Genomic DNA, 13943 nt, shown 5'->3' with positions numbered 1-13943 from the left:
CTTGTTTCGCTCGTTACTTAATCTTTGGGTCAAGAGTATCTCTCAAGCCATCGCCAAACAGGTTGAATGCAAGTACTGTTACAAAGATAGCCAGACCTGGGAAGTACACCATGTGCGAAGCAATACCGATATAGCTTCTTCCCTGAGAAAGCATTGCGCCCCATTCTGGTTCGGTAACATTCGCGCCGAAACCAAGGAAGCTCAGAGAAGCTGCTGCCATAATAGCGGAACCAATTCTCATTGTGAAGTTTACGATCAAAGACTGGATGGTTCCAGGGAAGATATGTACAAACAAGAGTCTGCTGTCCTTACAGCCAAGGCTCTTTGCAACCTCAACATACAGCGAGCTCTTTACCGCCAGTGTCGCGCTTCGCATGATTCGGGCAAAGCTTGGAACAGTAAAGACCATTACCGCGATCAGTACGTTGATGATACCAGGGCCAAGGATCGCTACGATTGCGATTGCAAGCAGGATGTCCGGGAAGCTGAACAGAACGTCGGAACCACGCATAACCAGCATTTCAATAACGCCGCCGTAGTAACCTGCCATCAGACCCAGAACGGTACCCAGTGCAGCACCGATTACTACTGCCGACAGGGAAACACCCAGTGTCAGTCTGGCACCTACCAGCATACGGCTGAAGATGTCTCGACCATAGTGGTCGGTTCCAAAAATATGCTCTGGGGTTGGTCCGGTCAGAACATTCATATAGTCATATTCGTTGTAATCATAAGGTGCAATGGATGGTCCAATAATTGCGATAACAACCAGCAAAAGAATGATGATTAATCCCAAAACTGCTGTTTTTCTTTTCAAAAATTTTTTAACAAACGCTTTTACTCTGCTGTCGCTGTCAGCCTTGATGGTTTCATCAATATAGTTTGCAGCAAAAGATGCGTTCTGCTGTTCTTTTTTCTCAATTTCAGCCATAAACGATTACTCCTCCTTCTTGATTGTTAATCGAGCCTGATCTTCGGATTGATTACACCGTATAACAGGTCAACAACCAGGTTGATCAGTACATACTGAAGAGCAAACAGCATCAACAGACCCTGTACAACTGCATAGTCACGGAACGAAATCGAGTCTGTCAGCAGACGGCCCATACCAGCGATGGAGAATACAGTCTCGGTCAGAACGGAACCGGACAGCAAACCACCAATCTGCAGACCCAAAATGGTTACAACCTGAATCAGAGAGTTGCGGAAGGCATGTGCAAACATAACCATCGACTCTTTCTGACCTTTTGCTCTTGCGGTACGAACATAGTCTTCACGCAGAGTTTCCAGCATGGAGGAACGGGAATATCTTGCAAGTACTGCCATGATACCACATCCCATGGTAAACGAAGGAAGGATAAATCCTTTCCAGCTGTCCAGACCACCGGAAGGCAGCCAGCCCAGCTGTACCGAGAAGATCTGAATACCCATCAGACCCAGCCAGAAACCTGGAGCCGACAGACCGGTAATCGCAATCAGCATGCTGACGTGGTCCAGCATCTTTCCGTGTTTAATTGCCGAGATAACACCGATAAAAATACCCAGTACTGGCGCCCACAAAACACCTGCAAATACCAGTTTCAGTGTCTGCGGCATTCTGTCTGCGATCAGCTCGGTAACCGGTGTATCCGATTTCATGCTGCGGCCCATATCGCCTTTGAACAGTTTTACCATATAATCGACATACTGTACGATAATTGGCTTGTTCAGGCCATATTCTTCACGAATTGCTTCTACTTCCCACTCTTCTGCATCCAGACCAGCAATACTTCTTGCCGGGTCACCTGGAATTAAATGGATAAACATAAATACAAAAATCGAAATAATCAGCATCAACGGAATTGTTTCCAGTATACGTCTGATAAAATAACGACTCATAAGAAAATTTGCCCCCTTCTGCAAAGAAAGGAGTAGCAAAGCACTACTCCTTTCTCCTAATTATCAAATATGGGTATCTGCTGTAAAACTTACTGTTCCAGTTCAGCTGTTGTCAGAACAACGTCGCCGCCTGGTTTGTAGGTCAGACCTTTTACATAGCTTCTCTGTGCCATGATGGAGTTATCATTTGCAAGGAAGATCCATGGGCATTCTTCCCAAGCAATTGCCTGTGCCTGTGCGTACAGATCTGCAATGGTTGCTTCATCGGTTGCCAGCAGAGCGTCATCCAACAGTTTGTTGAATTCTGCATTGTTCCAGAATGCGGTGTTGTAACCGGATGGTGGATATTTGTCACCGTGCAGGATGTTTCTCATAGAACCATCTGCTTCGTAGGAACCGGAGCTCCAGTTTACATACCACATCTGAACTTCTGTTTCATCTTCTGGCAGAGCGGTCATATCAGCGATTGTTGTGGATTCCATTGGCATAACGTTAACGTCAATGTTGATCTGTGCCATCTGCTGTTTTACAAATTCTGCACCCTGCATTTCGATGGTGGTGTTATCTACCCAGATATTAACTGGGAAACCATCTGCATAGCCAGCTTCTTCCATCAGAGCTTTTGCCTTTTCCAGGTCAAGATCGTATGGAGTCTGTTCTGCATAGTACATGATCGAATCGGAGAAGATGGAGGTTGGTTTTACTGCGTAACCCTTGAATACTACCTGGCAGAATGCTTCGTTATCGAATGCATAGTTCATAGCCTGGCGAACTCTTACATCGTCAAATGGTTTTCTGCCATCTTCCAGTGTGTAGTTCTTGTTCAGGGTAACGTAACGGTATGTAATACCCTTTTCATTCATAACCTGAATGTTAGGATCGCCTTCGATTTTTTCTACCTGGATTGGTGGAACAGGGTTGATAACGTCTGCTTCACCAGTCTGCAGCATAGCGATACGAGCGCCATCTTCTGGAACTACTTTAAAGGTCAGGGTATCAACCTTTGGACCTTCTCTCCAGTAGTTTTCGTTGCGAACCATCTTGGTGTAACCACCGTCTACACGCTCAGAGAGGATGTATGGACCGGTACCTGCGGACTGTTTTGCCAGACCGTCTTTACCAAGTTCTTTAATTGCTTTTGGGCTGATGATTCGAACCTGAGTCAGTTTGTTGAGGAAGGTGTTGTTTGGCTCGTCCAGGGTAATAGTCAGCTGATATTCGCTGTCTGCTACTGCGCTTACCCAGGATTTTGTCTGAGAATAAACTCTCAGGGATTCGTCTGCCTTACCGCGTTCCCAGTTTGCAATAACTGCTTCAGCGTTGAATGGTTCACCATCATGGAAGGTGATTCCTTCATTCAGAATGAAGGTGTAGCTCTTACCATCTTCAGACATTGTCCACTCTTTTGCCAGCATTGGAACAATGTTGGAGTCTGCATCAAAAGTAACCAGAGACTCATACATTGCGTTGGTTACGGTATTGGAAACACCGTTGCCGGATACATGTGGGTCCAGATGAGTTGCGTCTGCCTGCATTGCAACAACCAGATCATTGTCTGGGGATTTTGCGGTGGAGGTTTCTGCGGATGCTTCTTCTTTTGTTTCTTCCTGAGTTGTCTCTGTTGGAGTTTCGGTATTTGTGGTACTCTCATTACCACTTCCGCCCGAGCTGCATGCAGCAAAAGTAAATGCCATCACTACAGCCAACAGAAAAGATAATTTCTTCTTCATAGTAGATCTCCCTTTCTTGTTGTAATTTTCAACAAAACAATTCTTTGGGGAATTAAACTCACCTAAAGTATAAGGTTTTTTAAACATTTTTGTTTTTGCAAGTACTTTATGAACTTTTTTTATTTTTTTATGTTGTTTTTTTGTACAATGTTTATTGTGGAATTTGTTCATCTACATAAATTACATAAAAATATTCCATTATTTAGTAATTTTAACATATATTTTGTTGTAAATCCTTTAAAACAATCGGATTATATCTGTTTATGCTAACTATCATTGTGAATTATCACAATAAATTTCAACAATTTTATTGCAGTGTTCACTATATGTTCATATTTATTCAGATGTTTGAGTAATAAAACAGGGGATTGTCCTAGTAGAACAATCCCCTGTTTGAAAAAATATCTTTTTTTACTTTTATAAAACGACAATTGCTTTGTCCTGTTTTGCGGTAACCCGTCCGATAATTTTGTTGCAGATGGTAACCCCTTCCAGTTTCTTTACAAGCTCATGTGCTTTTTCTTCCGGCAGAGAAATCAGCAGTCCACCCGAAGTGATTGGGTCAACCAACAAATCCTGCATGTGCTGTGGAACATCCTCTGCAAAAGAAACATCAGCTTTTACAAATGCCATGTTGCTGTATGCTCCGGATGGAATAATTCCCATCTTTGCAAAGTCGATTGCAGCTTCAATGATCGGCACTTCTTTGCTCCACAGTTCGATGGTCAGGCCGCTTCCCTTTGCCATCTCGGAAGCATGACCAACCAGACCAAAACCGGTGACGTCGGTGCAGGCATTTGCGCCTACCTCCATCATGACTTCTTTTCCATATTTATTAAGGGTTGCCATTGCTTCCACCATCTGGTCGTAAGTTTTCTGATCCAGAAGCTGCGCTTTGTTTGCTGTGGTCAGTACGCCAATTCCCAGAGGCTTGGTCAGAACAAGCAGGTCGCCTTCCTTGCAGTTGCTGTTCTGCATTACTTTGTCCGGGTGCATAAAACCAGTAACACACAGCCCATACTTAGGTTCAGAGTCCTCAATGGTGTGGCCGCCCGCAATAATGGCACCTGCTTCCTTTACTTTGTCCGCACCGCCCTGCATGATTTTTGCCATGACGTCCATTGGCAGACAGGTTGGAAAGCAGATCAGATTCATCGAGATGCTTGGATCGCCGCCCATCGCATAGATATCGCTCAGGGAGTTTGCAGCAGCAATCTGACCAAAGGTGTATGGATCATCCACAATCGGTGGGAAAAAGTCTACAGTCTGTACAACTGCAAGGTCATCCCTTACCTTGTAGACCAGCGCATCATCACTGGTGTCAAATCCAACAATCAGTTTTTCATCGGTAAATTTCGGTAACTGGTGCAGAACCTGCGCCAGGGCATCTGGGCCTATCTTTGCCCCTCAGCCAGCCCCTTTTGTCATTTCGGTAAGACGTTTGGTCGTTGCCATGATACTCCTCCATCTAATCTATTAAAACATTGCCTGTCCATCTGTGTTATCGTATTCTTATAGATAATCTGTATATATTTTACCTCTATTTATATTCAAAAACAATAGTGAATCGTGTCAATTCTGTTTCATTTCCTATCGAAATCTGTTATAATGAAGGTATTCTTATTTAATTTATCTATCATTCCTATCCCTTTCAGGAAATGAGGTTCATTATGGATTTTAAACAACTGGAAGCTTTTGTTTATGTTGTGAAGCTCAAAAGTTTTTCCAAAGCTGCTCAGCGGATCTATCTCACACAACCAACCATCAGTGCCCACATCAACTCTCTGGAAAAAGAGCTGGACACCAAGCTGATTGAGCGCGGTACCAAATATGTCTATCCGACAAAACCTGGAAGCATCCTTTATCAGTATGCGGTAAAGATGCTCAATCTCAGGGACGATGCCTGCTGCTCGGTAAAAAATTATAACAAGGAACTGAAAGGAAGTCTGACCATCTGTGCTTCCACCGTTCCTTCTCAGTACATTCTTCCGAAGATCATCTCTGCTTTTCGGGAAGAATATCCTAACGTTACCTTCAATATTCAGCGTCAGGACAGTGAACAGGTTGTGGAGAGTATTTCCAAAGGTCTTGCAGACATCGGTTTCTGCGGAACCGATACCCACAGTCCGGAATGTGTCTTCGAAAGCTTCACCGAAGATCATCTGGTTATCATCACACCAAACAATGAACGTTTCCGTCAGATTCAGTCCGGCGGCGGCATGAAGGCAGATTTTCTGAAAAAAGAGCCGATCATCGTCCGTGAAGAAGGTTCCGGTACCCGCAAGGAGATGGAACACTTTTTAAACAAAGCCGGCATTGACCTGGGTGAGCTGAAAATTGTCGCTCAGTTTAACGATCCGGACAGCATCAAGCATTCTGTCAGCCAGGGAATGGGAATCTCGATCATCTCCAAGGCCGCGGTGGAGGACTATGAAAATTTTGGATTGCTGCTGAGCTTTGACTTAAGCGGCATCTCGATGGACCGAAACCTTTATGTGGTCAGCCACAAGTCCAATCCGCTTTCGTTCGTTGGTGAGGTCTTCTTAAATTTTGTAAAGGCATTTTACGATAAATAGCCTGTGATATTTTGTATGAGAATTTGGAAATGGAGTCGAAAATTATGTCCCACATCATCTTAGCAAAAGCCTGGAACAACGGCAAATTCCTGCCAAACGGCGGCGGATACGGTGTCTGGCTGACCAACTACTTTAAGGACGAGTATCTGGATGTCGAATGGGCATCGGTCATCCTTGAGCTGGAAGGCTGGGAAAAGGTTGCAGAACTTGGCATCAACACCGATGCTTTCTGGACCCGCGGAAGAGAACTTCGCAGCGGAATTATCGGTAAATGGCTGATCGCAAACGGAAAAGGAACCTGGGCAGAAGGACAGGAACCGGAAATCTTCCTTCGTCCTCTGGGTAAAAACCGCTTTGCCGCTTCTCTTTCCCCCATTGACGGTATCGAAGACAGCGTGGATGCTATTCTTTCCACTGCACAGCCGTTAAAAACAGAATAACGCCATCAAAAATCTTTTCGCATATCTCTCCGAAAAACCCTCCGCTCCAATTGGAACGGAGGGTTTTTCATAAGCAATCATTCTTCCTTTAACAGCTCCTGCATCACCCTTAAAACCGCTGTAAAAGCGAAACAGAGCTGTCTCCTCTGCCTGACAGGCACAAAATGCTCTGCCTTTTTCCCGGCTGAGTTCATAAATCTGTGCTCCGGGAATACAGAGCAACACTGGGGAATGGGTGGAAATCAAAAACTGGGAACCTTCCTTTACCAGACGGCAGATATGCCGCACCAGCACCAGCTGATTGACCGGAGATAATGCTGCTTCCGGCTCGTCAAAGATATACAGTCCCTGCCCTCCAAAACGGTTTTCCACTAAAGATAAAAAAGATTCCCCATGTGACTGGCGATGCAGGGATTTTCCCCCATAAGAACTTACCAAGCGTGGTCCCCTTTTGACTGTACGATCCATCTCATCAATATCGGTTGCCACATTATAAAAGCTTTCTGCCCTAAGAAAATATCCGTCCTTTGCCCGATGGGTCCCCCGAACAATCTGGGTATCCTCGTAAAGCTGGGAGTGGGTATTCTGGGTGGAAAAGGTAAAATTCTTGGAGCCTCCTTCCGGATTAAAGCCCGCTGCCACTGCGATTGCTTCCAGAATAGTGGATTTTCCACTGCCGTTTTCTCCGGTAAAGATAGTAACCGGACTGGAAAACTTGATTTCTCCGCACTCCCGGACTGCCGGAATGGAAAATGGATATTCTATTTTTCTTTTATCCTTGGGCACAAGAAATCTTACTTCCTGAATCTCATTCTGCTGTTCCCAAAAATGATGCCCTTCCAAATGCTCCCCTCCTTTTTTCCACAAGTTAACATGGAAAGTGTGAAAAATCCACCCTTAAAATTTACAATTGAGCTTTTGATTTCTTCATCCAAATCGGCTACAATAGAGTTAAACAATGACTTTCCGTCAGCCATTATCTGAACGCATCTTTGCAGTAAAAATATTTTTTCTCCCGTTTTATCTGTGTAATAATTTTGATTTTTTGAAAGGGTGAACTGTATGAATCTTCCAAACCTGGAAAATGCCGGTCTGGTACTGGAAGGCGGCGGCTTCCGCGGCATCTATACCACCGGTGTTCTCGACTATTTCATGGAACAGGGCTTGTATCTGCCCAATGTTTACGGTGTTTCTGCCGGAGCGCTCAACGCTATCGGTTATGCTGCCAAACAGCCTGGACGCAATGCACAGATTAACTTCCGCTTCTGCCAGGATAAACGTTATGTCAGCGCGCGCAATATGCTCAAGTATCACTGCGCCTTTAATCTGGAATTTATTTTTGATGTAATTCCAAAACAGTACATTCCTTTTGACTATGATACCTTTTTTTCCTCGGAGGTTCAAGTCCATGTCGGTGCAACCAATCTGACCACCGGACGCTGTGACTTTTTTACCAAAGAACAGATGGACAACAAGATGTTTCCGGTGCGTGCATCGGCTGCACTCCCACTGTTCTCCCATATTTTCTATCTGAACAATCAGCCTTATCTGGATGGCGGCATCGCCTGCCCGATTCCGATTGCACCATCCATCCACGACGGCAACCAGAAGCACATTATCATCCTGACCCGCAATCCAACTTTCATCCGCAAACCGGGCTCCAACCTGCCGCTGATTCGCCGCATCTATAAAAAATATCCGGAGTTTATCAAGACAGAAGAAAACCGTTACCTCATCGACCGCCGGCAGCGCAAAGCCTGCGCGCTCTTCTCGAAGGTCGGTCAGGCGTTTATCCTCCAGCCAAAACAGCCGCTTCCATTAAGTTCGATGCGTGCAGACGAAAAGTCCCTGCGTACCCTGTATGCAATGGGATATGATGACGCAAGAGAATCTTTCCCACAGCTGCTGGAATTTTTAAGCAAGTAATTTGTATCCCCCTTTTTCTGTGTTATACTAAAAGAAAAAAGGGGGATTTTTATGAGAAAACAGTATCTTACCTACGACGGCCCCGATGCTTCAGAGCGTGTCAGCGATATTTTTCGCTTTCTGAACCAGGGAGAAATGTCCGCAACAGAATCCTGCTGTTTCTCCAAAGGGGATGTCTCCTTTTACACTATCAGCTGTGAAAAATATTATTTTCGCGTTGGCTCTAATCTTACCATCACTCTTTCCCTGTTTGTCAAGGGAAATCACATCGATGCCTGCTTGTTTGTGGGCGGAGGTGGATCAGGTCTGCTCGGATGGACAATGGGTGCCGAACGCAACGCCGAGAAAAATCTGGAACGGAAACTCAGCGAACTTGGATTTCATTAAAACAAAACGGACGGAAATGCCTTTTGGCATTTCCGTCCGTTTTTTATCTTTCTTTATTTTCCTTTTTGATCTTGAGTCCCAGCTCAAATGCAAGCAACGCGATCTTGCTCTTATCATCCAGGCGGCTTTCCCCCGAAAGACTTCTTGGCTGCCAGCTCGAGTGATCCAGGTTATCTCCCGCATAAAAGAACTGGAAGAAATCGCTTCCGCGAAAATCGCACAACGCCTGCATTCCGGCACATTCCATCTCAACACAGATTGCACCCTGCGCCTTTCTGCGCTGGACCTTTTCTCTTGTTTCCCGATAGCAGGCATCGGTCGTCCAGGTTGTCCCCTCTACATATGGATAACCAAACTGATTTAAAACCTCTTTAAAAAGGTGTTTATATTTCTTGTTGACATCAATTGTATCGCTTGGCGGCGCATAATGATAGCTTGCCCCTTCATCACGGATTGCTTTGGTTGGAATGATAATTCCGCAATCCTCGATGGTACGGTCCAGTACGCCGCAGTTTCCCAGCAGAATCAAACACTTGCTGCCCATCGCCATGATATCCTCATAGTCACCGATGCACTTCGGCTCCCCGACATAGGACTGATAAAAAGCAAAGCGTTCTCCCTGATAGACGACCTCATAAACAGGAGTCAGCCCAACTGCCGAGTGGACCTCTGTAATCTGTTTTGGATCAAAAAAACTCAAGACATTGTTAAACAATTTTTTAGAAAAGCAGGACACCGTTACATCCGGAAAATCTTCGATTTTGTTTACAAGCATTTCTGGATTGATAACAGCATCTTTGTTTGGATCAAATTCATGCAGCAGCACAAAAGCACCTCCTTTGTTTTGCCTATTATAGCAACCTGTTCTAAAAAAGTCAAAGCAGGAATCGTCCTTCGGACGATTCCTGCTTTATTATTTACGGTATAAAATTTCTTTTAGTTTCATCGGCTGCCCTTCAAAACAGAGGATCTGGTCTGAAAGTATCCTCGCCTGTTCCTTATCGTGGGTGATAAAGAATGTAAGGCTACCCTTCGTTTTCTGACGGATAAACTCCATCACCTGCTCGGCTGTCTTTTCATCCAATCCTTTAAGAGGTTCATCCAACAGATAAACGACATTTCCTTCATGTTGCTTGCCGTAGGCAAAGGCGCGGGCAATCGCAGCCCTGCGCTGCATTCCTCCCGAAAGCTCATCGGGGAAGCTCTCCTCCCAGCCGGAAAGTCCAAGCGCGCCCAGATACTCCTGTGCCAATGCCTGATATTCCTTACCCAGCACCAGACCAACATTATCCCGCACACTCAAAGAAGGAATCAAGCGGTCCTCCTGAAAGACAAACGCAAACTTTTTCTCTTCCAAGCCCTCAATCGTTCCGCTTTGTGCCGGCATCAGCCCACACAACACCCGCAGAAGGGTGGTTTTTCCGGTTCCGGAAGGTGCAAAAAAGCAGATAATTCCCTGATCGGGAAGTTCGAGAGAAAAATCCTCCAGAATGGCAAGCTGTTCATAACAAACGGTCAGATTTTTGATCTTCATTTACTTCTCCGCCACCTTCATGGATCGTTTCCCTATTCTTTTGACCAGCCACAGCATCAGCTTTTCCAGCATCACCGACATCAAAATCACCACGATGGTCCACGCAAACAGATCTACCGTTTCCAGATAGATTTTGGAATCATAGATCTGCTTGCCGATTGCTCTTGCCGGTCTGCCCAGAACTTCGGCGGCAATTCCCGATTTCCAGGCAAATCCCAGCGCACTGCTGACCGCCGAAAGGAAAAACGGCAGAATCGCCGGAAGATAGCAGTAGCGAAAGGTCTTTGCTCTGGACAGCTCAAACATCCTTGCCATCTCCAAAAGTTTTGTGTCCGCTGCATCAAATCCTTCTCTGACATTGTGATAAACCAGCGGCAAGACCATAATAAACGAAATCACCGCTGCCAGAATCTGGGTATCAATCCAGACCAGAGCCAGAATGATGAACGAAGCAACCGGTGTCGCCTTGAGCACCCCCAGCATCGGACGAATCATTTCCTGGGCAATATCCGAACGCCATGCCATTACGGCAAGCAGCGTTCCGAATAGAACCCCGCAGAAAAATCCCAGTAAAATGCGCACCAGCGAGGCAAAAACGGTCATCCAGAAATCAGCGGTCACGCAAAGCTGTACCAGCCTTTGTGCCACTGAAAGCGGGGAAGGCAGCAAGACCGGAAGTCCGACCTTGTGAGCTGCCACCGCCCAGAGCAAAATCCAGAACAGTACCGCCGCAATGCGCAGGACGGTACCTCTCCAGACAGAAGGTAACGTTATCTTTCCCTGTATTCTATCTCTTGTAGTAGAAATCTTCATTCGGGAGGTTTCCTCCTACCGACTGTGGGTTTGCATCATACAGCACCTGCAAAAATCCGCTTGCAATCTGCTGCATCTCGTCTCCTTCCACAAAGACGATATTGCATTCTGGAATTGCCTGCTGTGCAACTGCTGCTTTCATGATATCGTATTTTTCGGAAAGCTCTGCTGCATGAGAGAGACCTTCTTCACTGGTCACAGTCTCAACCGATGCTTTATATTCATCCAGGAAGCTGTCCAGCGCTTCCTTATTGTTTTCTGCAAATTCGCTGCGGACAACAACGCATCCCATGGTCAGACCGCTCTGTCCTTCCACTGCTTTGTCCCACTCTTCGGTCAGGTCCAGTGCAACACGGACATCCGAATTCTGGGTGAGAACCGAGGTTACAAACGGCTGTGGCAGCAGGGCAATCTCTGCTTCACCGGAAGCCAGCAGTGGAGCGATCTCTGCATGTTCATCCTTATAAACGATGGTGACATCCTCGCCTGGAGTCAGTCCGTTCTTTTCCAGCACTAGATTGAGTGCATACTCCGGTGTAGAACCTTGTCCGGTTGCGTAGATGGTCTTGCCTGCAAGGTCCGCTACCGACTGGATGCTGTCGCCTTTTTCCAGGATGTACAGAACACCCATGGTGTTGAGTGCTGCCAGCTTTACGCCGCCCTGTGTTTTATTGTACAGAGTGGATGCAACGTTTGTTGGTACTGCTGCGATGTCCAGATCACCCGAAACAATCTTGCCTACGATTTCGTCCGGTGCACCTGCCAAGGTAACATTGTAGTTGTTGGCAGCTTCGCCGTTATCATTCTTTTCCAAGAGGTCGAGCATTCCCAGAGCAGTTGGACCCTTGAGTGCTGCAAGGTTGATGTCCACCTTTTCCAATACAGGCTCCTGAGTCTCCTCTGTTTCCTCTTCGGATGGTTCTTCTGCTGGCTGTTCTTCTTCTGTTTCCTGCTCGATTACTGTATCGGTCACACCGCTGTTTTCTTTCTGCTCGGTAGAGCTCTGCGCAGAGCCGCAGGAAGCCAGAGATAAGGTCATGGTCAATGCTAAAAACATCGACAACAGTTTGCTAAACTTATTTTTTCTCATTTTGTTTCCTCTTTTCCGGAAAGGAGCCAGATGGTTTTCCCTTCCCTTTTTATTTTACCGCTATCCTCCAACTGCTGCATCACCCGATAAAGGGAGGTGCGCCCGATGTTGAGAATCTCGCACAGCTTGACCATCGAGATTCCTTCCACCCTTCCCTGCGGCTGCTGACCAAGATAGGAAAGCAGTGCCTGCTCGGCATCAGGTGCGGTAAAGCTGTCGATTTTGCGGTTTAAAAACTGGATTCTGCCCGACAAAAACCGGATATAGTTGAGCGCGATCTTCGCATCATCCTGCATGATCTGCTCCATTGCCTCCATCGATAAAAAGCAGACTTCACAGGCAGTCTTTGCCCAGACCGTTGTTACATAACGCTCCTGCTCGGTGAAAAGGGCTGCTGCCCCAAAACAGCATCCGCTGCTCAGTTCATTGAGCAGCACACCGCCTTCTTTTTCCACCACGGCACGTCCTTTGATCAAAATACCCAGACTTTTTTCAAAATGCTCCGGTGTATAGATACATTCTCCTTTTTGGAATGTGCGGCACTGTGCTTTTTCTTTCAGAAGCTGTTCTGATTTTTCAGGCTCAATCCCCTCAAACAGCATGCAGTTTTGAATGGCATTATTTCGTTTTTGTCCCTGCTTCATGCTGCTCGTCCTCTCCGATTTCGTTTAAAACTGTTCCAAAAAGAACAGTTTTCGGCTTCTTTATTGTACTGTCTCCCTTCACAAAAGTCAAGATTTGTTCTATAAAAAAGGTTCCCAGCTAAAACAAACTGAGAACCTTTTTATCATCGTATTATCTTGCGTAAAACGGAGCATCTTCCTCCGCCTTCTCCCGGCGGTCAAACTCTTTATCAATCTCGGTAAAGATGTACTGATACATTTCTTTTGCCATGCGATAGAAGTTTTTGACCATCTTGTATGTATATTCCCGCTCAATATCGGCAGGATATCTGGTCTCGATATAGCACTGGTTCAGGTCCGCACTCTCATCAAACCACTGATGAAAACCGCGGTCATACTTTTTTGCCTGACGGCACAGCCAGGTCAGGTTGTGTCCATCTACCAGCACGTCGGACTTTAACAGGATATATGCCTTGAGCGCTTTTTCGATTGCCTGCTGACAATGAAATGCCGCCAGCCGATAGCACCGGTCATCCTCCGACAGAATCTTTGCGGCAATCAAATCCTGACTGGAATGTTCCAGCCAATCGTAATACCGGCGGCTGTCCTTTCCGTTGTGCATTCGGCTTCTATTTCCCATAGCGCAGCCTGCCCTTCTGATTTACACGGGACGCAAAAGCGTCGCTGCTGTCCTTGAGTTCTTCAAACTGTTCATCGGTATAGAGGAGGATATCATACGGGATTTCGCTGTCCACCTCATCAAAGATTTGGGTCAGCATCTTCTTTTTATCCTGGATTTTGCCGACGATGCACAGCTTAAACGAGCGCAGCTTTCCGTCCATATCGTATTTTGTGTTATACTCAATGACGCGGCTTGGTGAAAACAGCTTCACAATCTGATCTACCGTTTCTTCAATCACTTTGTCTGAACGTTCATCCATAATCT

The 13943-nt window shown here is 46.0% G+C and carries 16 protein-coding genes; 4 read left to right on the top strand and 12 right to left on the bottom strand.

From position 1 onward, the window contains the following. Window positions 1-13: 13 nt before the first annotated feature. The 4 genes from BQ5375_RS01275 to selD form a co-directional block, all read right to left on the bottom strand. On the bottom strand, window positions 14-931 hold the full coding sequence (locus BQ5375_RS01275) for an ABC transporter permease (protein ID WP_022132542.1): 918 nt from the start codon (window positions 929-931) through the stop codon (window positions 14-16). A 26-nt stretch (window positions 932-957) separates the two neighbouring features. Beyond that, window positions 958-1878, bottom strand: coding sequence for an ABC transporter permease (locus BQ5375_RS01270; RefSeq protein ID WP_076917300.1), 921 nt, complete (start codon window positions 1876-1878; stop codon window positions 958-960). Window positions 1879-1967: 89 nt separating this feature from the next. Continuing rightward, on the bottom strand, window positions 1968-3608 hold the full coding sequence (locus tag BQ5375_RS01265; RefSeq protein ID WP_022132544.1) for an ABC transporter substrate-binding protein: 1641 nt from the start codon (window positions 3606-3608) through the stop codon (window positions 1968-1970). Window positions 3609-4025: 417 nt separating this feature from the next. Continuing rightward, window positions 4026-5063, bottom strand: coding sequence for a selenide, water dikinase SelD (gene selD, locus BQ5375_RS01260; protein ID WP_083687453.1), 1038 nt, complete (start codon window positions 5061-5063; stop codon window positions 4026-4028). Window positions 5064-5278: 215 nt separating this feature from the next. Between selD and BQ5375_RS01255 the strand changes: the two genes are divergently transcribed. Next, complete coding sequence (locus BQ5375_RS01255) at window positions 5279-6184, top strand: selenium metabolism-associated LysR family transcriptional regulator (protein ID WP_022132546.1); 906 nt, start codon at window positions 5279-5281, stop codon at window positions 6182-6184. A gap of 29 nt (window positions 6185-6213) precedes the next feature. Next, window positions 6214-6624, top strand: a complete 411-nt coding sequence (locus BQ5375_RS01250) for a hypothetical protein (RefSeq protein WP_143529397.1) — start codon at window positions 6214-6216, stop codon at window positions 6622-6624. Here BQ5375_RS01250 and BQ5375_RS01245 read toward each other — a convergent pair. Then, window positions 6610-7467 carry an AAA family ATPase gene (locus tag BQ5375_RS01245; RefSeq protein ID WP_022132548.1) on the bottom strand — a complete coding sequence of 286 codons (858 nt, stop codon included), beginning with the start codon at window positions 7465-7467 and terminating at the stop codon, window positions 6610-6612. The genes BQ5375_RS01250 and BQ5375_RS01245 overlap by 15 nt on opposite strands. 219 nt (window positions 7468-7686) lie before the next feature. On the opposite strand from BQ5375_RS01245, the gene BQ5375_RS01240 reads away from it, so the two are divergent. Beyond that, the gene (locus tag BQ5375_RS01240; protein WP_022132549.1) at window positions 7687-8550 is read left to right on the top strand and encodes a patatin-like phospholipase family protein; all 864 of its coding nucleotides are present in this window, start codon (window positions 7687-7689) and stop codon (window positions 8548-8550) included. 51 nt (window positions 8551-8601) lie between these two features. Further along, window positions 8602-8937 (top strand): hypothetical protein, encoded by a 336-nt coding sequence (locus tag BQ5375_RS01235; protein ID WP_022132550.1) that lies wholly within the window; start codon window positions 8602-8604, stop codon window positions 8935-8937. Window positions 8938-8980: 43 nt separating this feature from the next. Here BQ5375_RS01235 and BQ5375_RS01230 read toward each other — a convergent pair whose 3' ends face one another. The 7 genes from BQ5375_RS01230 to BQ5375_RS01200 form a co-directional block, all read right to left on the bottom strand. Continuing rightward, window positions 8981-9763 (bottom strand): nucleoside phosphorylase, encoded by a 783-nt coding sequence (locus BQ5375_RS01230; protein ID WP_022132551.1) that lies wholly within the window; start codon window positions 9761-9763, stop codon window positions 8981-8983. An 87-nt stretch (window positions 9764-9850) separates the two neighbouring features. Next, window positions 9851-10471: an ATP-binding cassette domain-containing protein gene (locus tag BQ5375_RS01225; RefSeq protein ID WP_076917298.1), complete on the bottom strand. Its 621-nt coding sequence runs from the start codon at window positions 10469-10471 to the stop codon at window positions 9851-9853. Continuing rightward, the gene (locus tag BQ5375_RS01220) at window positions 10472-11284 is read right to left on the bottom strand and encodes an ABC transporter permease (protein ID WP_022132553.1); all 813 of its coding nucleotides are present in this window, start codon (window positions 11282-11284) and stop codon (window positions 10472-10474) included. It abuts the gene before it with no gap. Beyond that, window positions 11259-12374 (bottom strand): ABC transporter substrate-binding protein, encoded by a 1116-nt coding sequence (locus tag BQ5375_RS01215; RefSeq protein WP_076917297.1) that lies wholly within the window; start codon window positions 12372-12374, stop codon window positions 11259-11261. Before BQ5375_RS01215 ends, BQ5375_RS01220 begins: the two co-directional genes overlap by 26 nt. Beyond that, window positions 12371-13018 (bottom strand): Crp/Fnr family transcriptional regulator, encoded by a 648-nt coding sequence (locus BQ5375_RS01210; protein ID WP_022132555.1) that lies wholly within the window; start codon window positions 13016-13018, stop codon window positions 12371-12373. Before BQ5375_RS01210 ends, BQ5375_RS01215 begins: the two co-directional genes overlap by 4 nt. A 151-nt stretch (window positions 13019-13169) precedes the next feature. Beyond that, window positions 13170-13637 carry a HEPN domain-containing protein gene (locus tag BQ5375_RS01205; protein ID WP_022132556.1) on the bottom strand — a complete coding sequence of 156 codons (468 nt, stop codon included), beginning with the start codon at window positions 13635-13637 and terminating at the stop codon, window positions 13170-13172. Then, window positions 13627-13938, bottom strand: a complete 312-nt coding sequence (locus BQ5375_RS01200; RefSeq protein WP_022132557.1) for a hypothetical protein — start codon at window positions 13936-13938, stop codon at window positions 13627-13629. The genes BQ5375_RS01205 and BQ5375_RS01200 overlap by 11 nt, the downstream gene beginning before the upstream one ends. Window positions 13939-13943: the final 5 nt, after the last annotated feature.

Origin of the sequence: Negativibacillus massiliensis, from assembly GCF_900148495.1 — a bacterium.
Classification (GTDB): Bacteria; Bacillota; Clostridia; order Oscillospirales; family Ruminococcaceae; genus Negativibacillus; species Negativibacillus massiliensis.
Note: the sequence above shows the minus strand (reverse complement) of the source record. Positions and strands in the feature narration are given on the sequence as shown.

What these genes read in the sequence shown, in the direction of transcription:
- BQ5375_RS01235 (WP_022132550.1), top strand. Translation starts at nt 8,602, where the DNA reads ATGAGAAAACAGTATCTTACCTACGACGGCCCCGATGCTTCAGAGCGT.
- BQ5375_RS01255 (WP_022132546.1), top strand. Translation starts at nt 5,279, where the DNA reads ATGGATTTTAAACAACTGGAAGCTTTTGTTTATGTTGTGAAGCTCAAA.
- BQ5375_RS01200 (WP_022132557.1), bottom strand. Translation starts at nt 13,938, where the DNA reads ATGGATGAACGTTCAGACAAAGTGATTGAAGAAACGGTAGATCAGATT.
- BQ5375_RS01210 (WP_022132555.1), bottom strand. Translation starts at nt 13,018, where the DNA reads ATGAAGCAGGGACAAAAACGAAATAATGCCATTCAAAACTGCATGCTG.
- BQ5375_RS01240 (WP_022132549.1), top strand. Translation starts at nt 7,687, where the DNA reads ATGAATCTTCCAAACCTGGAAAATGCCGGTCTGGTACTGGAAGGCGGC.
- BQ5375_RS01265 (WP_022132544.1), bottom strand. Translation starts at nt 3,608, where the DNA reads ATGAAGAAGAAATTATCTTTTCTGTTGGCTGTAGTGATGGCATTTACT.
- BQ5375_RS01275 (WP_022132542.1), bottom strand. Translation starts at nt 931, where the DNA reads ATGGCTGAAATTGAGAAAAAAGAACAGCAGAACGCATCTTTTGCTGCA.
- BQ5375_RS01270 (WP_076917300.1), bottom strand. Translation starts at nt 1,878, where the DNA reads ATGAGTCGTTATTTTATCAGACGTATACTGGAAACAATTCCGTTGATG.
- BQ5375_RS01220 (WP_022132553.1), bottom strand. Translation starts at nt 11,284, where the DNA reads ATGAAGATTTCTACTACAAGAGATAGAATACAGGGAAAGATAACGTTA.
- BQ5375_RS01215 (WP_076917297.1), bottom strand. Translation starts at nt 12,374, where the DNA reads ATGAGAAAAAATAAGTTTAGCAAACTGTTGTCGATGTTTTTAGCATTG.
- BQ5375_RS01225 (WP_076917298.1), bottom strand. Translation starts at nt 10,471, where the DNA reads ATGAAGATCAAAAATCTGACCGTTTGTTATGAACAGCTTGCCATTCTG.
- BQ5375_RS01250 (WP_143529397.1), top strand. Translation starts at nt 6,214, where the DNA reads ATGGAGTCGAAAATTATGTCCCACATCATCTTAGCAAAAGCCTGGAAC.
- BQ5375_RS01205 (WP_022132556.1), bottom strand. Translation starts at nt 13,637, where the DNA reads ATGGGAAATAGAAGCCGAATGCACAACGGAAAGGACAGCCGCCGGTAT.